The 21,835-nt window shown below is 55.7% G+C and carries 22 protein-coding genes; 6 read left to right on the top strand and 16 right to left on the bottom strand.

Features of this window, described 5'->3' with window-relative positions:
- Nucleotides 1–126 precede the first annotated feature (126 nt).
- The gene (locus EU556_RS09105) at nucleotides 127–2,424 is read right to left on the bottom strand and encodes a S46 family peptidase (protein ID WP_135433411.1); all 2,298 of its coding nucleotides are present in this window, start codon (nucleotides 2,422–2,424) and stop codon (nucleotides 127–129) included.
- Nucleotides 2,425–2,558: 134 nt separating this feature from the next.
- Between EU556_RS09105 and yidD the strand changes: the two genes are divergently transcribed.
- From yidD to fbaA, 3 genes are all read left to right on the top strand, one after another.
- A complete protein-coding gene (gene yidD / locus EU556_RS09100; RefSeq protein WP_135433409.1) occupies nucleotides 2,559–2,780 on the top strand; it encodes a membrane protein insertion efficiency factor YidD in 222 nt (73 codons plus the stop codon).
- A gap of 119 nt (nucleotides 2,781–2,899) precedes the next feature.
- The gene (locus tag EU556_RS09095) at nucleotides 2,900–3,793 is read left to right on the top strand and encodes an SdiA-regulated/phytase-like domain-containing protein (RefSeq protein ID WP_135433407.1); all 894 of its coding nucleotides are present in this window, start codon (nucleotides 2,900–2,902) and stop codon (nucleotides 3,791–3,793) included.
- 168 nt (nucleotides 3,794–3,961) lie between these two features.
- Nucleotides 3,962–5,050, top strand: a complete 1,089-nt coding sequence (fbaA, locus tag EU556_RS09090) for a class II fructose-bisphosphate aldolase (protein ID WP_135433405.1) — start codon at nucleotides 3,962–3,964, stop codon at nucleotides 5,048–5,050.
- A gap of 199 nt (nucleotides 5,051–5,249) precedes the next feature.
- Here the strand turns inward: fbaA and lgt are convergent, their stop codons facing one another.
- The 7 genes from lgt to EU556_RS09055 all read right to left on the bottom strand — a co-directional run bounded on the left by lgt (nucleotide 5,250) and on the right by EU556_RS09055 (nucleotide 11,880).
- Nucleotides 5,250–6,242: a prolipoprotein diacylglyceryl transferase gene (lgt, locus tag EU556_RS09085; RefSeq protein WP_135433404.1), complete on the bottom strand. Its 993-nt coding sequence runs from the start codon at nucleotides 6,240–6,242 to the stop codon at nucleotides 5,250–5,252.
- Between the two features lie 119 nt (nucleotides 6,243–6,361).
- Nucleotides 6,362–6,646 (bottom strand): hypothetical protein, encoded by a 285-nt coding sequence (locus EU556_RS09080; RefSeq protein WP_135433402.1) that lies wholly within the window; start codon nucleotides 6,644–6,646, stop codon nucleotides 6,362–6,364.
- Nucleotides 6,639–7,271 (bottom strand): RNA polymerase sigma factor, encoded by a 633-nt coding sequence (locus tag EU556_RS09075; protein ID WP_135433400.1) that lies wholly within the window; start codon nucleotides 7,269–7,271, stop codon nucleotides 6,639–6,641. Before EU556_RS09075 ends, EU556_RS09080 begins: the two co-directional genes overlap by 8 nt.
- Nucleotides 7,272–7,480: 209 nt before the next feature.
- A complete protein-coding gene (nadE, locus tag EU556_RS09070) occupies nucleotides 7,481–9,415 on the bottom strand; it encodes an NAD(+) synthase (RefSeq protein WP_135433398.1) in 1,935 nt (644 codons plus the stop codon).
- A 129-nt stretch (nucleotides 9,416–9,544) separates the two neighbouring features.
- Nucleotides 9,545–10,294, bottom strand: a complete 750-nt coding sequence (gene rnc, locus EU556_RS09065; protein ID WP_135433396.1) for a ribonuclease III — start codon at nucleotides 10,292–10,294, stop codon at nucleotides 9,545–9,547.
- Complete coding sequence (gene fabF / locus EU556_RS09060) at nucleotides 10,294–11,541, bottom strand: beta-ketoacyl-ACP synthase II (RefSeq protein ID WP_135433394.1); 1,248 nt, start codon at nucleotides 11,539–11,541, stop codon at nucleotides 10,294–10,296. The genes rnc and fabF overlap by 1 nt, the downstream gene beginning before the upstream one ends.
- Nucleotides 11,542–11,643: 102 nt before the next feature.
- Complete coding sequence (locus EU556_RS09055) at nucleotides 11,644–11,880, bottom strand: acyl carrier protein (RefSeq protein WP_019948606.1); 237 nt, start codon at nucleotides 11,878–11,880, stop codon at nucleotides 11,644–11,646.
- A 162-nt stretch (nucleotides 11,881–12,042) separates the two neighbouring features.
- Here EU556_RS09055 and EU556_RS09050 point away from each other — a divergent pair, with 162 nt between their 5' ends.
- Both EU556_RS09050 and pyk read left to right on the top strand, forming a co-directional pair.
- A complete protein-coding gene (locus EU556_RS09050) occupies nucleotides 12,043–12,471 on the top strand; it encodes an IPExxxVDY family protein (protein WP_135433392.1) in 429 nt (142 codons plus the stop codon).
- A 178-nt stretch (nucleotides 12,472–12,649) separates the two neighbouring features.
- The gene (gene pyk / locus EU556_RS09045) at nucleotides 12,650–14,089 is read left to right on the top strand and encodes a pyruvate kinase (protein ID WP_135433390.1); all 1,440 of its coding nucleotides are present in this window, start codon (nucleotides 12,650–12,652) and stop codon (nucleotides 14,087–14,089) included.
- A 322-nt stretch (nucleotides 14,090–14,411) separates the two neighbouring features.
- On the opposite strand, the gene rpsT is transcribed toward pyk, so the two are convergent.
- Together rpsT and EU556_RS09035 are read right to left on the bottom strand one after the other, a co-directional pair.
- Entirely contained in the window at nucleotides 14,412–14,669 is a 258-nt protein-coding gene (rpsT, locus tag EU556_RS09040) for a 30S ribosomal protein S20 (protein WP_135433388.1), read from the bottom strand.
- Between the two features lie 247 nt (nucleotides 14,670–14,916).
- Nucleotides 14,917–15,507 (bottom strand): DUF4142 domain-containing protein, encoded by a 591-nt coding sequence (locus tag EU556_RS09035; protein WP_167855516.1) that lies wholly within the window; start codon nucleotides 15,505–15,507, stop codon nucleotides 14,917–14,919.
- 416 nt (nucleotides 15,508–15,923) lie between these two features.
- On the opposite strand from EU556_RS09035, the gene EU556_RS09030 reads away from it, so the two are divergent.
- Nucleotides 15,924–16,910 carry a YheT family hydrolase gene (locus tag EU556_RS09030; protein WP_135433384.1) on the top strand — a complete coding sequence of 329 codons (987 nt, stop codon included), beginning with the start codon at nucleotides 15,924–15,926 and terminating at the stop codon, nucleotides 16,908–16,910.
- 37 nt (nucleotides 16,911–16,947) lie between these two features.
- Here EU556_RS09030 and EU556_RS09025 read toward each other — a convergent pair whose 3' ends face one another.
- The 6 genes from EU556_RS09025 to EU556_RS09005 form a co-directional block, all read right to left on the bottom strand.
- Nucleotides 16,948–18,300, bottom strand: a complete 1,353-nt coding sequence (locus EU556_RS09025; protein ID WP_135433382.1) for a serine hydrolase — start codon at nucleotides 18,298–18,300, stop codon at nucleotides 16,948–16,950.
- Nucleotides 18,291–18,743: a MarR family winged helix-turn-helix transcriptional regulator gene (locus tag EU556_RS09020; RefSeq protein WP_167855515.1), complete on the bottom strand. Its 453-nt coding sequence runs from the start codon at nucleotides 18,741–18,743 to the stop codon at nucleotides 18,291–18,293. Before EU556_RS09020 ends, EU556_RS09025 begins: the two co-directional genes overlap by 10 nt.
- Nucleotides 18,744–18,900: 157 nt before the next feature.
- A complete protein-coding gene (rsmG, locus tag EU556_RS09015) occupies nucleotides 18,901–19,533 on the bottom strand; it encodes a 16S rRNA (guanine(527)-N(7))-methyltransferase RsmG (RefSeq protein WP_135433378.1) in 633 nt (210 codons plus the stop codon).
- A gap of 71 nt (nucleotides 19,534–19,604) precedes the next feature.
- Complete coding sequence (locus EU556_RS26325) at nucleotides 19,605–19,895, bottom strand: hypothetical protein (RefSeq protein ID WP_210116251.1); 291 nt, start codon at nucleotides 19,893–19,895, stop codon at nucleotides 19,605–19,607.
- Nucleotides 19,896–20,027: 132 nt separating this feature from the next.
- A complete protein-coding gene (locus EU556_RS09010) occupies nucleotides 20,028–20,645 on the bottom strand; it encodes an RNA polymerase sigma factor (protein ID WP_110978453.1) in 618 nt (205 codons plus the stop codon).
- The gene (locus EU556_RS09005) at nucleotides 20,636–21,757 is read right to left on the bottom strand and encodes a glycosyltransferase (RefSeq protein ID WP_135433376.1); all 1,122 of its coding nucleotides are present in this window, start codon (nucleotides 21,755–21,757) and stop codon (nucleotides 20,636–20,638) included. Before EU556_RS09005 ends, EU556_RS09010 begins: the two co-directional genes overlap by 10 nt.
- Between the last annotated feature and the right edge of the window lie 78 nt (nucleotides 21,758–21,835).

The raw sequence follows: 21,835 nt of genomic DNA, 5'->3' as shown, positions 1-21,835 counted from the left end.
GATTCTATTGCTGAAAATTAACCACACGCCTTACCTCCCGCAAGCTTACTCGACCAACGACACAAAAAAGCCTCTGTACCGACTGGCACAGAGGCTTTTTGTCACATTCAAAGGGCAAGACCTGCTTTACAGCATAGCGGCGTCTTTCTTACGCTTGATCTTGGTTTTACCACCTTTTTCGGTTTTTACCTTCATCTTCTCTACGTCGCTCATGTCGGTGGCAGATGCGGCGGTAGCGGGGCCAACACCAGGGTTAGGACCGTTATTCACGATGGTCATTTCATCCACGAGGCTCTTGGCGCCACCCAGCTTCTCGATGCACCAGAGCACGTACCGAATGTCGGCGTTGATGCAGCGTTTCAGCTCGGGGTCGTAGGCCAGGTCGCCGGTCATGGCTTCCCAGTTGCCATCGAAGGCAATGCCAATCAGCTCGCCCCGGCCGTTGATGACGGGTGAGCCGGAGTTACCGCCCGTGATGTCGTTGTCGGTGATGAAAGCCACGGGCAGGTTGCCCTGCTTATCGGCGAAGCGGCCATAGTCTTTCATCTTCAGCAGCTCCAGCTCTTTCTTGGGCACCACAAACTCGGGGTTGGTGGCATCTTCCTTTTCCAGAATACCCTGGGCCGTGGTTTTGTAGTCGTAGGCCACTGCGTCGCGGCCTTTATAGGGGCGCACGGTGCCGTAGCTGAGGCGGATGGTGGAGTTAGCATCGGGCGAGTACACCTTCTGGCTGTTCTTCTCGCGCAGGGCGGCCACATAGAGGCGGTTGGCGCGGCCTAGGCCAGCCTGCAGGCCCTGCAGCTTGGGCAGAATGTTCTGCACGTAGTTCGAGTACACCGACTGATACGTTTTGAAGCCGGGGTCTGCTTCAAGCTTGGCCAGCGTAGGGTTAGCCAGGAAGGTATTCACCTTAGCTTCCGAAGTCAGGAAGGAGTTGCTGAACACGTAGTCGGCGTACTTCTGCATGGAGCCGCCGTACTGCTTCTGCACCGTCTGGAACACGTCGGGCTGTTGGTCTTTGGGCACGTCCTGCATGTAGAGGCCTATGAGTGCGGCAAACACCTTCTTGTCGGTAGGGGCGCTGTAATCTTTGAAATACTCAGCCACGGGCTCCTTCAAATCGGCTACGGCTTTGCTGATGGCGGCCTTGTCGGTCGGAGAGTTTTTCAGAGCAGTATAGAGCGGCATCATGCGCGCAGCCAGCGTTACAATTTCCGTCCCGAAGGCGGCTTCGTTCACGTACTGGGTGCTCAGGTTGTACTGGCGCATGCCGGCGTAGGCCTGGTTGATGGCGTTAAGGGCCTCACCGTACTGCTGGGCGCGGTTCTGGTCTTGGGCAATCCACTGCATCAGGGAGTTTTCCTCGGCCTGCTTGGCTTCTACCGTTTTCAGGCGCTTCATGCCCTCGTTCTGCCCGATGTAGTACTTCCAGTAGTTGGCAATACCGGCGTACTTCGAGGCGTACTTAAGGCGCAGGGTAGCATCCTGGTCCATATCTTCTTTCCACAGCTTCAGGCGAGTGTCGCGCAGCTTGATGCGGGCGGGGTTGGTTTGGTCGAGGGTCATCTGCAGGCCAGCGGCGGGCAGGAAGCGTTGGGTGCGACCGGGGAAGCCGAACACCATGGCAAAGTCGCCTTCACTCACGCCCTGCAGGCTTACGGGCAGGTGCTTTTTGGGCACGTAAGGCACGTTGTCGGGCTGGGGCTGGGCGGTGGGCTTGTTGTTTTTGTCGGCGTAGACGCGGAACATCGAGAAGTCGCCGGTGTGGCGGGGCCACATCCAGTTGTCGGTGTCGCCACCAAACTTACCTACTGCTTCTGGCGGAGCGCCCACCAAGCGCACGTCGCCGAAGCGCTGGTACACGAACAGGTAGTACTCGTTGCCCCCGAACATATCACGCACGTAGGCTACGTACTGGCCGTTTTCCTTAGCGGCGTCGGCTAGCTCGCGCTGGCGCTTCTGTACGGCCGCTACGCGCTCGGGCTCGGGCGTGCCGGGCGTAACGCCTTCCAGCACCTTGCTGGTCACGTCTTCCATGCGCACCAGAATATCCACGAACAGGCCGGGGTTGGTCTTCTCCTCCTGGGGGGTGGTAGCGAAGAAGCCGTTCTGCAGGATGTTGTTCTGGGGCGTACTGTGGGTTTGCAGGGCGTCGTAGCCGCAGTGGTGGTTGGTCAGCAACAGGCCTTGTTTGCTCACAAACTCGCCGGTGCAAAAGCCGCCGAGCTGCACCACGGCATCCTTCAAGGATGCATGGTTGATGTCATAGATTTCTTCGGCGGTCAGCTTGAGCCCTTTCTTCTGCATGTCGGCCTGGTTGAGGCGTTTCACGAAGAGAGGCAGCCACATACCTTCGTCGGCATGGGCCGCGAGAGGCAGCAGCAGCGCCAGCAGCAAGGCTTTCGCCCAGTGGTTCTTACGCATATAGTGGGGTGGATTAGGGGAGGAAATTATCTGGCTAGGCCAGGCAACGAAGGTACAAAAAGCCCCGCACCTGCCCCGGGTGGCCTAGGCAGGGGGCTGCAATCATTTGCCCCAGGTTGTGGTTATTTGCGCATATGTCGTACCTGTTTCGCCAGCTGCTGCTAGGCCTGCTCTGGGTGTACCGCCACCTTATTTCGCCGCTCACGCCGGCCAGTTGCCGCTACACGCCCACCTGCTCGGCCTACGCGGTGCAGGCCATTGAAAAGTACGGCCCTTGGCGCGGCGGTCAGCTGGCCCTCCGCCGCATCAGTCGCTGCCACCCCTGGGGCAGCAGTGGCTACGACCCCGTTCCCTAGCCAGCGGCGTCATTAACACAATTCTAATTCACTATTTCAACCCACCTGCGTATACAGACGCTACTGTTCCGCGGCGGCCCAAGGCTTGCTGCGGTTTTTTCTGACTTTCATTGTTCCTTATGCGCATCCTATTCCTTGCCGCCCTTTTTGCAGGCTCTATTTTGAGCAGTAGCTGTTCTGAAGCTCAAACCGGAGAAAAATCCAACGAAAAATCGGAGAAGCAGGAGAAATCCGGCAAGAAGAAAGGCAAGAAATCGAAGAAGGGAGCCGACATCGAGAACCTGAACCAGGTGGGCACCCTCGACCAGGTGCCCGAAAGCTCCGGCCTAGCTCTCACGGGGCAACCCGGCTCTTTCTACACGCACGGCGACGATGGCAACCGCCCCATCCTCTACAAAGTGGATACGAAGGGCAAGCTGCTAGAAGAAATTGAGGTGCAGACCGAAAGCAACGACTGGGAAAGCGTTACGCGCGACGACAAAGGCTACGTGTATATCGGTGACGTGGGCAACAACAACAACTCCCGCCAGAACCTAGTCATTCATCGGCTCAAACCGGAAGCGCCTAATCAGGTAGCCGACATCAAGCTCAAGTACCCCGATCAGAAGGCCTTCCCTCCGGCCAAAGCCGAACGTAATTTCGACTGCGAAGCTACACTCTGGCACCAGGGTAAGATTTACCTGTTCACCAAAGACCGTGCGCAGTCTTCTACCAGCAAGGTATATACCGTACCCGATCAGCCTGGCTCTTACACGGCCACGCTGCTCACCAAGCTGGCTATTCCGGGACAGGTGACGGATGCGGCCCTGAGCCCCAATGGCCGCCGGTTGGTGCTGCTGGGCCGGCAAGAAATGTTTGTGCTGGAAGGCAATAGCCTGGCTGATATTCTGAAGGCCACGCCTCAGCAGATTTCGCTGGCTGGCGCGGGACAAACGGAAGGAGCCGTTTTCACCGACGACAACACTCTTTACATCAGCAGTGAGCAAGGCTCACTCTACGAATACACGTTTTAGAAGCCACTATTTCGTACTATCGGGGCCTAATCATGGTAGGTAAGCGGAGAGGTTTTGCCCTCGATGCTTGTTATGCTGTGGATAGGCCCTGTTCTTTTCCTTAAGTTTGGCTTCTGATTCCGAAACCCGGCGCGGCCTTCCCTATCCCGCGTCATCATCCCCCAGCAAATGGCTGAACAATCCACTCTTACTGGCCTACGCGCCGGTGTGCTGCACGGCGACGAAGTGCAGCAGCTCTTCGAATACGCCAAGGCAAACCACTTTGCCCTGCCCGCCGTGAACGTAACCGGCACCGATACGGTGAACGGTGTGCTGGAAGCGGCCCGCGACCTAAACTCGCCGGTTATCATCCAGTTTTCTAATGGTGGCGCTCAGTTCTTCGCGGGCAAAGGTCTGCCCAATGATAAGCAGCAGGCCAGCATTGCTGGCGGCATCTCGGGTGCTCAGCACGTGCACCTGATGGCAGAGGCCTACGGCGTGCCCGTGATTCTGCACACCGACCACGCCGCTAAGAAGCTGCTGCCTTGGATTGATGGTTTGCTGGAAGCCGGCGAGAAGCACTTCGCTCAGTACGGCCAGCCCCTGTTCAGCTCGCACATGCTCGACCTCTCGGAGGAGCCCATCGAGGAGAACATCGAAATCTGCAAGGAGTACCTGAAGCGGATGGACAAGATCGGGATGACGCTGGAAATCGAGCTGGGCGTAACCGGTGGCGAGGAAGACGGCGTGGATAACTCAGACGTTGATTCCAGCAAGCTCTACACGCAGCCTTCGGAAGTGGCCTACGCCTACGAGGAGCTCAGCAAAATCAGCCCCCGCTTCACCATTGCCGCTGCTTTCGGCAACGTGCACGGTGTGTACAAGCCCGGCAATGTGAAGCTGCAGCCCGTTATCCTGAAGAACTCGCAGGAGTACGTGAAGGAGAAGTTCAACCTGACCGATGAGCGCCCCATCAACTTCGTGTTCCACGGCGGCTCGGGCTCGTCGCAGGAGGAAATCCGCGAGGCCATCAGCTACGGCGCCATCAAGATGAACATTGATACGGACCTGCAGTGGGCGTTCTGGGATGGTATCAAGAACTACTACCAGAAGAATGAAGGCTTCCTGCAGAGCCAGATTGGTAACCCCACCGGCGAGGACGCTCCCAACAAGAAGTACTACGACCCCCGCGTGTGGCTGCGCGAAGGCGAGAAAACCTTCGTAACCCGCCTGAAAGAGGCCTTCGAAGACCTCAACGCCGTAGGCAAGCGCCCCTAAGTGGCCTAGCTTCTAGTGCACAAAAGGCCCCGCTCTCATCTGAGAGCGGGGCCTTTTGCGTTTATTAAAAGAACGTCATGTCGAGCTTGTCGAGACATCTCACATGCTGACGTTGATAAGCTACCTCAACGAAGCCGGTAGAGGTACTTCGGCTGCGCTCAGCATGACTGTTTCTTTTAGTCGTTCTGGGGGTACTAGCCTAGCGGCTTGTAATGGCTTCTTTGGCGTCCTCCTGGCCTAGGTCACGCGGAGCGTAGCCATAGGGATTGTTAGGGTTCTTGCCGGCGCGCCAGAACACGTAGAGTCCGATGAATACCAGCGGAATGCTCAGCCACTGGCCCATGTTTAGGGTCATGCCCCGCTCAAACGCCACCTGGTCTTCCTTTAGGAACTCCACCAGGAAACGGAAGGAGAATAGCAAAATCACAAACAATCCAAACAGCTGGCCGCGTGGTGTGCGCTCTTTGGTCCGGTTCCACATGCTGTAGAGGAGCACGAATAGGAACACGCAGAATAGGGATTCATAGATCTGGGTGGGATGGCGCGGCACAGCAATTTCGCTGCCGGGCGTAACGCTGGTGCTCACGGGTTGAGCGTCTACTTTGATGTTGCCATCGGCATCCTTAAAGCGCTGCACCTGGTAAGAGCCGGCTGGTACGGGCTGGTCGGGGCTGTAGGGCTGCAGGTGCTCTGCGTCGCGCGGGAAGACAAAGGCCCAGGGCTTATCAGTCGGCTGGCCTACAATCTCGGAGTTCATCAGGTTGCCCATCCGGATGAGGGCGCCTCCCACGGCCACCACCAGCACAATGCGGTCGAGGGTCCAGAGCACGTCAAACTTATTGTTGCGGCTGAACAGCCACACGGCGAAGATGATACCAATGGTAGCGCCGTGGCTGGCTAGGCCACCATGCCAGATCTTCAGAATCTCCAGGGGCTGGTCTTTGTAGGAAGCCCAATCGTAGAAAAACACGTGGCCTAGCCGGGCGCCTAGCACCGTGCCAAGCAGCACGTAAATGGTAATGACATCAACCCAGCGCGGCGACGTGCGCTCCGACTTGTACACGTGCGACAGGATGAACGTGCCGACCACAAAGCCCGACATAAATAACAACCCGTACCAACGCAACGTCAGTGGCCCGATGTTTACGATATCGGGGTCGGGGCTCCAAAGAATGGCGCTCAGAAAGCTCATAAGCAGAAAAGGAAGAATAAGGCTCGAAAGTACGGAAACAGATTTAGCTGCGCCTAGTGTGGTACTGCAAGGCAAGCGCGGAACCAGGCAGGTGGCCTAGCAGCAGACGAGCATAAGGCCTACCGACCACCAGAATATATTTGGTAGTGGTTGGCTGGCTCAACGGAGCGCTCCACAGCCCCATCACCACTTAGCAGTAGTATGATGCCCAGCATGACGGCGTAGCTAGGCCACCGTAGCCACACGGGTAGCGGCTGAGGCCCTCTTGCTACCTCGCCGGTGAGCCGGGCGCGTACCCTATTGTAGAAGAAAGGCCGGGGTTGGGCAGTTGGCTGCGTGCGCCATTGGTGCAGCAGGTTTTCCCATTCTTCGTCGGCAGTGGGGCGCGGGGCTGAATCAGGCATGGTGCAAAGGAAGCGAAAGGTGGGTGCGAAGGGTTTTGCGGGCGCGAAACAGCAGGGACTCTACGGCCGGCACCGTGGTCTGGAGAACCGCTGCTATTTCCTCGTAGCTCAATTCCTGCTCGTGGCGCAGCGTGAAGGCCACCTGTTGATGGCCGGGTAAGCGGGCAATGTGCGCGCGGAGTATTTCTACTTGCTGCTGCCCTTCCAGTTGCGCTTGCGGGTGCGAATGATCTGGCGGCTCGTGCAGCACTTGGTTGTTGAAGCCCAACAGGCTAGTGAAGTAAGCAAAACGTTTCTGCGCCCGGGCCCGCTGCTGGTGTTTCAGAGCCCGCGAAGTAGCCAACCGATACAGCCACGTGCTCAGGGCAGCCTCGCCCCGGAAACGACCAATCGTCTGGTAGACTTCCACGAACACTTCCTGCGCCACGTCCTCGGCGTCTTCCGGTGAGCGTAGCAAAGCCAATACCGTGCGGTAAATTCGATTTTGGTAGCGCTCCACCAGCGTCCGAAACGCCTCCTCACTCCCTTGCTGCAACTGCGCCACCAGCTCGGCATCGGCAGAAGCAGGGGCAACCGGCGCAAGAGGCAGGACGCTGTGAACAGCAGGCAGCGGAAGAGTATACACTAATGAAGCGAGAACTAAACGATAGAAACGACGCCTGCTCAGCACCCGTTTTCCCGCGACTACTGAGGTTACATCTGCTTAGGCCAAGTTAACACGGAAAACTTGCGCCCGTCCTCTCACTTTTTTCATATAGCACTGACTAGCAACGTCATTTTGTAAGAAATAACATTGCTAGTCAGCGCTAAGGCCTAGCTCCGCCCCGCAAGCAACTATAGCCCATTCAACTCCTCGGTGTAGCCGCCGCTAAGAATGGGGAAACGCAGCCAAGAGCGCGGGTCCACGTTATAGTCGTCGAGGTGGAAGGCTGGGGCGAATCGCTCGCGCTTCCACTGGTTGCGGCTCCAGAGACTGTAGAAGCGCTTTACGTAGGTTTTCAGCAGCTCTGGGTCGGTGGCGGATTCCTCTTCTTTCAGCACGTTGAATACCTGCCGTGGGCTAAGGCGGTCGTAGAAGGCCAGCCGCTCAATGCGGTTGAGCAGTGGGTACGGCATCAGGTCGCGCTCGTCAGTTTGCTTGTCTTCCAGAGGACGTAACTCGGCAGTTGGCTGCAGAGCATTCACGTGACGCAGCGCGGGGTAATTCAACGCTGTTTCGGCCCAGCGCAGCCAATCTTTCACAAACGCCTTGTCAACACCGGCAATGGGCGAAATGGAGCCGGCAGTGTCTCCGTCCATGGTGCAGTAGCCCACACTGGCTTCTGAGCGGTTAGAGGTAGTTATCAGTAGAGCGTTCTGAATGTTGGCCAGCATCCAGATGGCGGGGGCGCGCACCCGTGCCTGAATGTTTTGTAAGGTCAGGTCGTCAGTCTTCCAGGTTAGCTCGCGGCCAATGGCGTGCTCAATCTTGCCCACGTAGCCCGTCACCTCATCGTCGATAGTCCAGTTGTAGAACACGGCCCCGATGGAGTCAGCCAGCTCTTTCGCGGAGTTGAAGGTATCGTCGGAGGAATTGACAGTGCCTTGGTAGGCGCAGGTGAGCAAGCGGCCCGTCAGCTCCCGGTTTACTCGGGCCTGCTCTTGGTCGGGCTCGGAGTGCGAGGCGTCCTTGGGGCCCGGCGCGTTTTGGTCGGGCACGGGTGCCACAGGGCCAGCTAGCTGCTCAATGTCTTCGGCGGTGAAACATCCAGCCCGGCGCATGAATTCGGCCGTGCCCAGTTCGGCAGTACCCAAGCGCACCAGCTCGGCTACTGCCACGGCGCACATCACGGAGTCGGCGCCGCCGCTTAGGCTGAGCACGAACCCACGGCTGCGGGCTTTGCGCAGGTAATCGAACAGGCCTAGGCTCAGGGCTTGGTTTAGCTCGCGGTATTCATTAGGGGCTGGTAGGGGCTGGATTTCCTCGGCGCGCACTTGCTCGGTAGCAAAGTCTACGTCTACGCACTCCATATCCACCTCCTTGAAGCTCATGAGCTGGTTACGCAGCAGCAAGTGCCCGTTACGGGCCACCAGAATCTCGCCGTCGTAGATGATGCGGCCGGCTTCATTGCCCAGCAGGTTGGCGTAGAGGTAGGTGCAGTTGAAGTTGCGCGAGGCATTGAGCACCAGCTTGTACCGCAGGTCTGTCTTGCTCATGGCAAAGTGACTGGCCGAGGGATTTACAATCAGATCAACCCGCCCCATAAGCCGGCACGCCGGCCGCACATCATCAGGCCGCCAAGCGTCTTCGCAAATCTCAAAGCCGAACTTCACACCCTTATGCTCAAAGATCATGTCGCCTAGCGTCCACTCCTCCCCTTCCCACTGCACAGTGGTAGTTTCGCCCGCAGGCCACGGATAGAAGAAGCGTGGCTCGTAGTGCACCCCGTCGTTAGCCAGAAACTGCTTGGCCGCAAACCCCAGAATCTGGCCGTCGCGCAGTACGGCGGCCGTGTTATACGTCCGGTGGCCTAGGCGCACCGGCAGGCCTACTACCACGCAGATACCATCAGTCCAGGGGCGCACCTGCTGCAAGTGTTCCAGCGCCGACTGCGGTAGCCAGTCGCTCAAAAACAAGTCTTCGCAGTTGTAGCCCGTGAGGCACAGCTCAGGCAGGCAGAGCAGCTCTACGCCCGAGGCTTTAGCTTGCTCAATGGCTTCGCGGATAGTCCGCAGGTTATGGGTCCAGTCGAAAGGTATCTGGTTGATGGCGGCGCCGGCAATTCTCATAGTTCGGAAGGGAAGTACGTTCTGCAAAACAACTCCATTTCCTCGGTTCAGGTTGCCGCTAGGCCACTCCTAAAACGCAAAAAGCCCTGACAAACGCCAGAGCTTATGTTTTCTGATGAGGGTACTGGCCTAGACGCCTAACACCTCCAACGCGCGCTCAGCGGCTAACTGCTCAGCTTGCTTTTTGGAAAGGCCCATGCCCGTTGCCACCGCGTTTTCATCAATCACTACCGTAGCCGAAAACTCCATTACGCCTCCTGGCCTGGGCTCGCCGGTGAGGTCGTAGCGCATGATTTTACCGTTGCGCTGGGCCCACTCAATCAGCTTGCTCTTGAAGTTGGTGGTGGTAGTCGTCATCGACTTCACATCCACGAAGGGCTTAATCAGGCGGCTGAGTACAAACTTGCGCGACGTTTTGTAACCGTGGTCAAGGTAAATGGCTCCTACCAGTGCCTCCAGCGCATTACCGTTTACGGAGCGTGAGCGGGCTGCGCGGCCTTGGGCGGGGTCGAGCTGCACCAGCTTATCTAGTCCTAGCTTCAGGGCCAAACCATTGAGGCTTTCCCGGTTTACGATGCGGCTGCGCATCTCCGTCAGGAAGCCTTCCTGCTCATACGGAAACTTGCGGAACAGGTACTCGGCTACCACCGTGCCCAGCACCGCGTCGCCGAGAAACTCTAGTCGCTCGTTACTCTGATGCCGCCCTACTTCCGGCTGCTGCCGAATAATGGAGGAGTGCGTAAACGCCAGATGATACAACCGGATGTTATCCGGCGTGCTGCCCGTAACGGTGGCTATAGCCTGCCGAAAGGCCCGGTCATGGCCCAGCAGCCGGCGAAAGAAGCCGAACAACGGAAGGGGCTGACCGGGCCTTGGCATTAGTCGCGGACTTTACGGAAGATGACCGACGTATTGTGGCCACCAAACCCGAAGGTGTTGCTCATGGCCACATTCACCTCGCGCTCCTGGGCCTTGTTGAACGTGAAGTTCAGCTTGGGGTCCAGTTCGGGGTCGTCGGTGAAGTGGTTGATGGTGGGCGGCACAATGTTGTGCTGCATAGCTAAGATGCAGGCCACTGCCTCAATGGCGCCGGCTCCACCCAGCAGGTGACCCGTCATGCTCTTGGTAGAGCTGATGTTCAGGTCGTAGGCATGCTCACCAAACACCTTCTGGATGGCCTTCACCTCCGCCCCGTCGCCGAGGGGAGTGCTGGTACCGTGGGTGTTGATGTAGTCGACGTCCGCCGGTGAAATACCAGCGTCACGCAGAGCATTCTGCATCACGAGTACCACGCCATTGCCCTCGGGGTCGGGGGCGGTGATGTGGTACGCATCAGCCGACATACCGCCACCGATGAGTTCGGCGTAGATCTTCGCGCCGCGGGCCTTGGCGTGCTCGTACTCTTCCAACACAAGGGAAGCGGCACCTTCGCCCAGAACAAAACCGTCCCGCTCCTTGTCGTAGGGGCGCGAGGCCAGCTCGGGGGCGTCGTTGCGCTCACTCATGGCCTTGAGGGCGTTGAACCCACCCACTCCCGACTCAGTGACAGCTGCTTCGGAACCGCCGGTTACCATTACATCGGCCATGTTCAGGCGAATGTAATTGAAAGCAGAGATGATGGAGTCAGAGGAAGACGCGCAAGCCGAGGTCGTCACGAAGTTCGGACCGCGGAATTTGTGCTTGATAGAAATGTTGCCCGACGCGCTGTCGGCAATCATCTTCGGAATGAAGAAAGGATTGAAGCGAGGGGTACCGTCGCCGTTGGCGAAGGCAATGCACTCAGCTTGCAGGGAAGTAAGGCCCCCGATACCGGAGCCCCAGATGACACCGACGCGGTCTTTGTCCACTCCCTCTAGGTTGGCATCCTGAATGGCCTCATCGGCGGCAATCAGGCCAAACTGGGTGAAGATGTCCATTTTCCGACCTTCTTTGCGCTCGAAGTAGTCATCCGGATTGTAATCCTTCACTTCACACGCAAAGCGAGTCTTGAACTTGGTGGCATCGAAACGGGTGATGGGCGCGGCGCCACTAACGCCGGCCTTCAAGCCCTCCCAATAGGCGGGGGCGGTTTTGCCGAGCGGGGTAATAGCACCCAGGCCGGTCACGACAACTCTCCGAAGAGACATAGGCTGGCTCAGAGAAGCGAAAGAAAGGAATGGTAAGAAAGCAAAACGGCCGGCGGCGAGCCGGCCGGTAAGCACTCAAAAGGGTAAAGAGCTTGCCTTAGACTACTTGGCGTGCTCTTCGAGGTAGCTGATGGCTTGGCCCACGGTACCGATGTTCTCGGCCTGGTCGTCGGGGATAGACACGTTGAATTCTTTTTCGAACTCCATGATCAGTTCAACGGTGTCCAGCGAGTCAGCACCCAGGTCGTTGGTGAAGCTAGCTTCGGGGGTTACTTCAGAAGCTTCTACGCCGAGTTTATCGATGATGATGGCTTTTACTTTTTCTGCAATTTCAGACATTTCCGTGGGGGTTTAAGGAAAACTCGGCACAAATAACACCATCTTCCCTAACATTGTCAAACTTCGCCCCCCTAATCTTCCGGGTACAAGATTATGACCGTGGAGGTTCCACAGGGCCGCTCGGCTGCTTAAATTTGCCTTCTCCGCCCCCTATCACACCCTATGAAAACCCTGACGCTAGACGTAGAATATGACTGCGACTTCGACTTGTTCGGGCTCGTTTCGTCTTCGCGGGAGCACACCCTAGCCTGGACGCTCAACCGCCTGCTGCACCTACGTTTGGTGAAACAGCAAGACCTGATTTACGACCTGCTCACGCGTGGACGCCTCGTTATCAGCAACTACCTGCATGCCACGGAGCACTTTACGTTACGCTTGCTACGCAACCGCTCCGTTGATCCCTCTCCCCTGAAAAAGCCATTCTTGGCCCCCGACATAAAAGAGTACGATTATCTGCTGCAGGTGAGCAATGGGACGGGGGCGCTGGCGGCTGAAGCCCTGCTCTCCTGCCTAACGGCTCTGCCAGAGGTGCAACTGGTAAGTCAGTTGGACCCGAATGACCTAAAATTCAAAGAAAATCTGCTCTTTTGAGCTTCCATTGCGTCATTTCTGACCTAGCGCACACCGCGAAGGACCTTCTTACGTCTGCCACACCTGCAACAGAGCTCTTGATTCTGCGTCGGGTGCTCACGTAAGAAGGTCCTTTGCTGCGCGGCTGCCCGCTTCGGAACCGATACCTCAACTTTTTCAACCAGCCATACCTTACTGCATGGAACCTCGCCCGCATTTTAATAAGACCAAAATTGTGGCCACCGTTGGCCCCGCTTCCAATACCTATGAAAAGCTGGGCATGCTCATCCGCGAAGGCGTGGATGTGTTTCGTCTGAACTTCTCCCACGGCAGCCACGAAGACCACCTGTCGGTAATCAACACGGTGCGTCGCCTCAATAAGGACATGCGCACCCACGTAGGCCTGCTCCAAGACCTGCAGGGCCCTAAGATCCGGTTGGGCGAAGTAGAGGGTGGTGCTGTGGAAATCAAGCCCGGCGACCGAATTAAGTTGGTGTGTGGCGAAAAGGAAATCAGCACGGCTACGCGCCTGAGCACTATCTACCTAGGCCTAGCCCGCGACGTGAAGCCCGGCGACATGATTCTGATCGACGACGGCAAGATTGAGCTGCGCGTACTGGCTACCGACCGCGACAAGGAAGTAGACGTGGAAGTTATTTACGGTGGCACCGTAAAGCCCCGCAAAGGCATCAACCTCCCCGACTCGGAAGTATCGGCCCCTTCCATGACCGATAAGGACATCGAAGACCTGAAGTTTGGCCTGGAGAACGACGTAGATTGGATTGCTCTTTCGTTTGCTCGCCGCGGCGAAGACATTCGCTTCATCAAGAGCCTGATTGCCGAGAGCGGCAAATCGGCCAAGGTAATTGCCAAGATTGAAACGCCGGAAGGTCTCAAGAACCTCGACGAAATCATTGCCCTCACCGATGCCGTAATGGTGGCCCGCGGCGACTTGGGCGTGGAGGTGAAGATGGAAGAGGTGCCAATGGCGCAGAAGATGATTGTGGAGAAGTGCAACAAGGCCGGTAAGCCCGTTATCGTAGCTACTCAGATGATGGAGAGCATGATTACGGCCCCCCGCCCCACCCGCGCCGAAACCAGCGACGTGGCCAACGCCGTAATCGACGGAGCCGACGCCGTAATGCTGTCCGCTGAAACTGCCGTGGGTGCTTACCCCGCAGAGGTTATCCGCTCGATGGTGGGCACTATTATGAGCGTGGAGACCCGGATGCCAAGCTTGTACAATCACTGGTTCCCTATTACGCCTGAGTCGCCGACGTTTATGGTAGACAGCGTGCTGTCGGCGGCTTGCCACTTGGCCAAGAACACCGGCGCCAAAGCTATTACCGGCATGACGCACCGCGGCTATACGGCCTTCCAAATTGCCAAGTATCGGCCCAAAGCGAACATCTTCATCTTTACCGACAACCGCTCTCTGCTGACCACGCTGAGCCTAATTTGGGGTGTGCGCGGCTTCTACTACGACCGCATGATCAGCACCGACGGCACCGTTTCGGACATCAAGTATGCTCTCACGGCTTCCGGACACTTGCAAAAGGGCGACGTATTCATCAACACCGCTTCCATGCCCATCAATGAAAAGGGCAAAACCAACATGGTGAAAGTAAGCGTGGCCTAGGCCTCTTATCTTCTTATAGAAAAAGCCCGGTCGATAACTCGGCCGGGCTTTTTCTATGAAGTCAGATTATTTATAGGGTGTTGTAAGGCACCCTCGTGTTTTGTCGCCAGACCAAACTGGAACAGCAGGTCAGCAGAGCCAACGACTGGCCTAGGTACAACAAATAACCTCAGCCGTGCTAGACGCGAGTATAAGTTTCAACACCGTTTACCAATCTGTTACTAGGCTGGGCTAGTAGCCTAGGCTAGTTTACACGCGAAAAGGCTCCGCGCTGCAGCACGGAGCCTTTTCTATACAAGAGCAGAAACGCCAGATTTGCCGTTTAGGCAGCCAGCGTCTTCACGAACTTAGCCAGCTTCGACTTGTTGTTAGCGGCTTTGTTCTTGTGAATGATGTTCTTCTTGGCCAAGCGGTCCAGCATCGACGATACTTTCTTCAGCAGCTCTTGAGCAGCCGTAGCATCAGTGGTAGCACGCAGCTTCTTGATAGCGGTGCGAGTGGATTTAGCCTGGTAACGGTTCAGCACGCGCTTCGCTTCATTGGAGCGGATGCGCTTCAGGGCCGACTTATGATTTGCCATGGGTTAAGAAAAATGGTCTTCTGCTCGGAATCAATTCAATTGGGTTGGCAAAGGTAAGGGTTTGGTTTGAAATAGCAAACCCTCAATGCGAATCGGCTGAGCAATACCACGCTACGTTGACACTTTCATTCAGAAAACGTGCTATACCTGGCCTAGAAACGCCGGCAACTAAAAATCCCCCGCTTGCAGTGGTACAAACGGGGGACTTCAGCTGTGATGTGACATGCCTAGCTTGTAGCTCTAGCTGCTAGTCAACCTTTTTCTCTAGGTCACTAGCCATCTTCTCGTGTGAACGAAGCATAGGCAAGGTTTGGGTGGCGAAGGATTTCACGGTTGGAGTATCGGCGGCTTTATCTTTTACCTCGAACATGGCCACATCCATTTTGTGCGCGGTTTCCATGGCATCCATGTAGGCCTCGTCAAATTCTTTACCCGACTTAGCCAATACCTTGTCGGCCATAGCTTGGTGGATGGGCATTAGGGTCTGTGGCATCGTAACGCCTAGTGGCGTTGCTACACCTTTGAGTTGCTGGGTAGCCTTAGTATGGTGGTCTACCATCATTTGAGCGAACTGCTTTACATCTGCATTGGAGGCGCGCTGGGTGGCAGCCTGGCCTAGTTGAATTTCTAGTAGGTTGCTGCTAGCTGCCGTCATCAGAAATACGGGGTCCTGCATGGTAGCAAACGTGCTCATAAATGCGGTCATGTCAGTAGCAGCAGTTCCGCCAGCGGGTGCCACACCGGGGTAGGAACTGCTGGAGCGCATATCGGTGCCGGGGTTGTTGGTGCCTAGCGTAGCACCCGTATCAGCAGTGCCACTGGTAGCCTCTGTATTCATGCCAGTGCCAGCCGAACTACCAGATGTGGTACCGGAGCCGGTACCTGTGTTTGAGGTTGAGCAGGCACTACTGAACAGCAATGCACTAGCTACAAGAAATTGCGGAAATACTTTTGTTGTCTTCATAGTGTAGAGAGTTAGGACTGAGACTTGGCTATACGAGCACTATTGAAAAAAGTAAATATTTCCACTAGATGGCATTTTATAAACTCATCCATATATCATTATTTATTAACAGTATTATCTATAGTTTCTCCAAACAATTAGCAGCCACAAACTCAACAATATTATACTAGTGTAACCAAGGAGCTTTCACTGAGAATGAACAACAACCAGCTTCTGGTTGTATGCATGCATACTTAATAGCGTATATTTAAGTATCGGACGAAGCCCTCACTTTTCCGCTTGTAGTCGTTATGCCTCTCGTTGCTCATTCTTCGTACCAGCCACCCTTCTACCTGTTCAATGGCCATCTGCAAACCATCGTACCCAGCCTGTGGCGGACGGTGCCTGATGTGCGCTATCAGCGTGAACGAATAGAGACGGCAGACGGTGACTTTCTGGACCTAGACTGGTCTCGGCTGCCAATTGGCCAAGCCTCTGATGCGTTGGCTATAGTATCACATGGCCTAGAGGGCGATGCTTCCCGGCCGTACGTGCGCGGTATGGTGCGGGCTCTAAACCAAGCAGGCCTAGACGCCCTAGCGTGGAACTACCGCAGCTGCAGCGGCGAAATGAACCGCCTACTCCGCTCCTACCACCTCGGTGACACCGACGACCTTGATTTTGTCGTGCGCTACGCCCTGAGCACCGGCCGCTACCGGCGAGTATATCTGACGGGCTTTTCGGCGGGTGGTAATGTAACGCTGAAATACCTTGGCGAAAAGCCCGAGCGGGTACCACAGGAGGTGAAACGCGCCGCCGTCTTCTCGGTGCCCACCGATCTGAAGGCTAGTTCTTATCAGATAGCCCGTCTGGAGAACCGCATTTACCTGAAGCGTTTTCTAAAAAGCCTGCGCGCCAAAATGCGGCAGAAAGCCGAACTGCTGCCCGGCCAAGTAGATCTGCACGACCTAGATCAGCTTCAGGATTTCCCGCAATTTGATGAGCGCTTTACGGCTCCCATGCACGGCTTCAAATCAGCGGATGACTACTACGAGCACTCCAGTTCCGGCCGCTACCTCAGCCACATTCAGGTGCCCACTTTGCTGGTAAATGCGCAGAACGACCCCTTCCTCTCTCCCACCTGCTTTCCGAGGGAAGTAGCTGCGAAGAGCCCCTACGTGTTTCTGGAAACGCCTTCTGATGGCGGACACGTGGGGTTCGCGGAGGGCGCTCCTGACGGGGCCTATTACTCAGAGCGCCGCGCTGTAGCATTCCTGACTTCAGAAGTGCCTGCGTAGGCCAGTAGATACCCATTGCTACCGGCTGCGCCGGGCTTCACTTACGAGAGGCCTTCTGTTTCAGAACGGTTTCTTTCACGCCGCCTTTGGTTAAGACCAGCCCATACACATGCCCTTTGGCATTAGTTAAGAATTCTACCGTGCGGTCTGGGTTATCGGGGCGAAAAAATTTTCGTGCTGACTCCGGGACCAACGGCGTATTCGTGTCTTGCAGGTATAACTGTCCGTTAGTGTGAAGAATTGTTACCGTGCCGTACTTCCCCGCAAATGGCAATAGGCGCTCGGGAGTTATGGTAACCGGTTGATGATGGTAAGGTATTTCCACCGCTTTCCCGAATAGAATAGCTGCGAGGCCGTAGCTGATCCAGTGAGACTCAGCTTCGTTATTCGATAATACGGTTACCAGTATATCATCATTGGGGTACCAGTCCCAGGTTGTCATGGCCCCGAAAAAGCCGCCGCTGTGAGTTAGCAGGTAGTGCCCCTGATTGTAATACGGATTCACCAGCACCCCGTAGCCGTACCGGTCGATAAAGCCGTTACCCGGGAAGTGCGAGTTGTGCTGGGTGAGCATCAGGTCTTTCGAGCGTTGCGAAAGTAGCTTGGTTCCGCGCAACGCCTGGGTTAGCTTGGCTAGATCAGCGGCCGTTGCATAAAGCCCATCGTGGCCTACGTTGAGGTGCCAGTTGATGTAGGGGTTCTTCACAAACGTTGCTCCTTCTCGGTAGTAAAGCCGCGCCAAGTGTGGCACCAAAGCAGTGTTACTGTTCAAGCCGGTATCCGTCATACTGGCTACTTCCAAAATTTTGCGCTGCAAGTATTCGCCATAAGGTACCCCCGAAGCTTTTTCGATGATCTGGCCTAGCAAATAATATCCCACGTTGCTATAGCCCACTTGGGTGCCTGGTGCAAACCTCACGGGTAACCGCTGAATAAACGCCAGCGCGGAGTCAGGCGAAACGGCCGTATGATCTAGGTATTGAGTCTCAAAGTCCAGAGCTAGCCCGGAGGTATGGGTGAGGAGTTGGTGCAAGGAAATTGCCTGCCCGTTAGGGAAGCGCGGAAAGTACTTGTTGAGCTTATCGGTGAGTTGCAGCTGGCCTCGCTCTGCTAGTTGCAGTACGGCTATGGCCGTGAAAGTTTTGGTGATAGAGGCCAGCGCAAATTTGGTGTTCAGAGTGTTAGGCACCGCCCACTCGTAGTCGGCCAGCCCGTAGGCTTGGTGCAGCAGTACAGAATCGTGACGGGTAACCAGTACTACCCCGGAGAAATGGTTGACGATGTGCTGACCCTGCATGTAGGCTGCTAGCCGCTGCTGCACGGTTGACTGCGCGGCGCCCGAGCCCACACCGCATAGCATTATCAGCAGAATTAGACTGGCTAGGCGCATGCGGGTGGCACCAAGCAGTTGGCAATAATTTTCTGCAGAGTCTGGTGAAATTGCCGAATTTCCTCGTCCGCTAGGCCTGCCAGAGCCGTTTGCTGGTTGAGCGCAATGGTATCGGCTAAGTGTGCCAGAATATGCTTGCCTTGTGTCGTGATGGAGAGGGCAAACTTGCGCCGGTCTTGCGGATGTATGTCTCGGGTGAGCAGGCCTTTCTGTGTCAGCAACTCAATGATGCGCGTGATGGAAGCCTTGTCTTTGAAGACTAACTCTGCAATCTGCTGCTGGCTAAGCGCAGGGTATTTCTCCAGCACAATCAGGGTAAGGGCCTGATCTACGGTTAGGTCGTCTGCTACGGCATCTAGGTTGTGCTGACACAGCTTGCGGTACGCTTTAATGGCTTGCTCTAATGTATAGAGCACTGTTTGAGTTGGGGTATCTACAGTCATATAACAGCTAGTTGATACCAATATAGTTGATATATCAACTATACAAAAACTCATACAGATTCCGGTAATGTTTTTTGAATTTGCTAGGCCAGAAAGTACAACGCCCCAGGCTGTGGCTAAACCTGGAGCGTTCTGGTGAAACTGGTTGCGAAGTGGCCTAGCGCTGCTTGGCAGAGTTAGCGGGCACGTACACTACCTTTTTGGTCTCGAAGAATTCTTCTTGATAGAAATCCTGCAGGTCATGAATAGTGGCTTTTAGGCCCGATTCCTCAATTTCCTCTGTTAGGTCGCCGCCTTTTAGGTAATACAGACCGCTGTTAGCGTAGCCATTAGGCTTGTAGCGGTGGGCAATCCAGGTGTGAAAAGTGGCCAACCGCGCTACCGCACGGCTCACCACGTAATCGTACTTGGGGCGTAGCTGCTCTGCCCGGATCTGCTCGGCCGTGACGTTGGACAGGCCTAGGTCGCGGGCCATTTCCTGCACGGCGTGGATTTTCTTACCGATGCTATCAACCAGATGAAACTTCACCTCTGGAAATAGAATAGCCAGCGGCAAGCCCGGTAGGCCACCTCCCGTACCTACATCCAGCACCGACGCACCAGCCGGAAACTCTACCACTTTCGCAATACCCAACGAGTGCAGAAAGTGCCGCTCGGCCAGGTTGTCGACATCGGTGCGGGCGACCAGATTGAGGCGCTCATTCCAGCTGCGGAATTCCGTCTCAAGCTGCTGAAACAACCGCCGCTGCTGGTCGGTAAGGTGGGGGAAGTAGTGGTTGATAATATCCATCGTGGGCGCAAAGATAGTGGCTGTCTTTCACGGCTTCCTATTGAAAAACCCTGGTCATAGTGAAAACAAGCTCACTTACTTAGTAGCACTGCGCTGATAATCAACCCAGCAGCTATAGGCAGGTAAAGCACGCTAGCGTTAAAAATCCAGCGGTGATACCGGGAAAGTTGCGTGAGCCGTGCTGTCCGAATTGCTATAACGAGCATAAGGACAGGGGCAACAACTAGTAGGTACAACAGCCCTAGTGAAGCCATTCCCGACCATTGCCAAAACATGCCAGTTAATGCCACCATTAACCAGCCACCATAGGTGGCCATCACCACCAACAAATGCCACGACGGCACCATCAGTTGCTTGCTCATTCGGTGGCACAAGTTCCAATAGACCCAGACCCCAGCTAATGGCAGTATGAAGTAAATCAGTAGGGGTACCACTATCAATGAGCTATACCTGCCAGACAAAAAAAGTCCTGGCCTAGGCCAGGGCTTCTATCACTAGATGATTTCTTTCTTGTTCTTCACCATGTCATAGAGCAACTCACGGGCGCGGTGCAGTTGCGCTTTTACAGTGCCGAGGGGAGCTTTCAGCTCCTGAGCAATTTCTTCGTAGCTGAGCTCATCAAAGTAGCGCAGGGTAACAAGGCGCTGGTATTTCTCGGGCAGCCGTGATACCACGTGCTGCATAATCTCGATCTTCTGGTTCTTGATGGCCGACTCCTGCGGGTTCAGGTTCTGGTCACGGAAGTCGATGGTGATTTCGTCGCCGTTATCAATCTTGATGGCCGAGTCAATCGACATCGTTTTGATTTTATTCTTGCGAATAAAGTCGATGCAGTTGTTGGTGGCGATGCGGAACAGCCAGGTGCTGAAGGCAAACTCCGGGTTAAACTTGTGCAGATTCTTAAAGGCCTTCGCGAAAGCTTCAATGGTCAGGTCCTCGGCATCATCGGGGTTGCGCACCATCTTGAGCACCACGTGATACACCGGCTTCTTGTAGATCTGCATCAGCTCAGCGTAAGCCTTTTCATCACTTTGCTCAACGGCGGCCCGAATCAGCTTGAAGTCATGCTTGGCTTTGGCGGAGAACTGTTTTTCCTGATTATTTACTTCCATCGGAGAGAGCGGTAGAGGAACAGCGAGATTCCCAGAGCGAGATAATAAAAAAAATAGACAGCGTCGAGAATAGGCAGCCACGCTAGCGGCAACCGGTCATCGAGCCGGCGGCCAAGCTGGGTATACACCACCGTGACGCACACGGTACGAAATAGCCAAGCTATAGCCAAAGATACCCAATTGAGCGGGGAAAACAGCAGGCCGATTGCCGTGCCGTAGAAAACCAAGTTGGTGCCTATAAACATACCAACCCGGAGACGGTCAGAGAGTTTATACTGCCGCCCTGCGGAAAGATGTCGGCGCTTCTGATGCCACCACGCTCCCCACGTTTGCGCCGGCTCACTCAGCGTGTGCGCCCCCGGCTCGGCCACCACTGCTACCCGCGCGCCTTGGGTCACGGCATCCTGCACAAGCAGGTCGTCGTCGCCGCCAAGGCTGCGGATGTGAGAGGCAAAGCCCTTAGTAGAATGAAAGACTTGACGCGTGTAGGCCAGGTTGCGCCCAACTCCCATATAGGGAAAGCCACGCCATGCGAAAGACAAATACTGTGCCCCCGTCAGGAAGGTTTCAAACCGAATCAGCTTATTTAAGAAGCCCGGCTCCGGGGCGTAGGCCGAGTAGCCCACCACCATATCGGCCGGGCGGCCAAAGCCGCGCTGCATATAGTTGAGCCACTGATTGGTGGCCGGAATACAGTCGGCATCGGTGAACAGCAGGCGCGAATTACGAGCTGTTTTTATGCCCAGCGTCAGGGCATATTTTTTTGGTGACAAACCGTCAGGCGTGCTCTTGACCGTAACCATCCGGACGTGCGGATAATACTGCGTGAGTTGCTGCACATACAGAAACGTGTCATCCTCGGAACGGTCATCTACCAGAATAATCTCGAAGCCGGCGGGGTAGTCTTGCTGAAGCAGCAGAGGCAGCAACCGCCGGAGATTGTCCAGCTCATTGTGGGCACACACCAGCACCGATACGGGCTCCGGGGTTGGGCCTTCAGTTGGCTCCGGGGGGCGGCGGGCAAAGGGCAAAAAGTAGTAGGCCAGGTAATAGAGCTGCACTACTATACTCAGCAGCAACAGGCCTAGGGCCGGGGAAACGTGGAAAGACAAAGCGCAGAACGTGAATTAGTGCGCAAAAGTAGGCATTCGGGGTGGGCAGAGTACCTTTGTATTTGTATCAGTTGCCAA

Origin of the sequence: Hymenobacter fodinae, assembly GCF_004745825.1 — a bacterium.
GTDB lineage: Bacteria > Bacteroidota > Bacteroidia > Cytophagales > Hymenobacteraceae > Hymenobacter > Hymenobacter fodinae.
The sequence above is the reverse complement of the archived record's forward strand: the minus strand, read 5'-3'. Positions and strand labels throughout refer to the sequence as shown.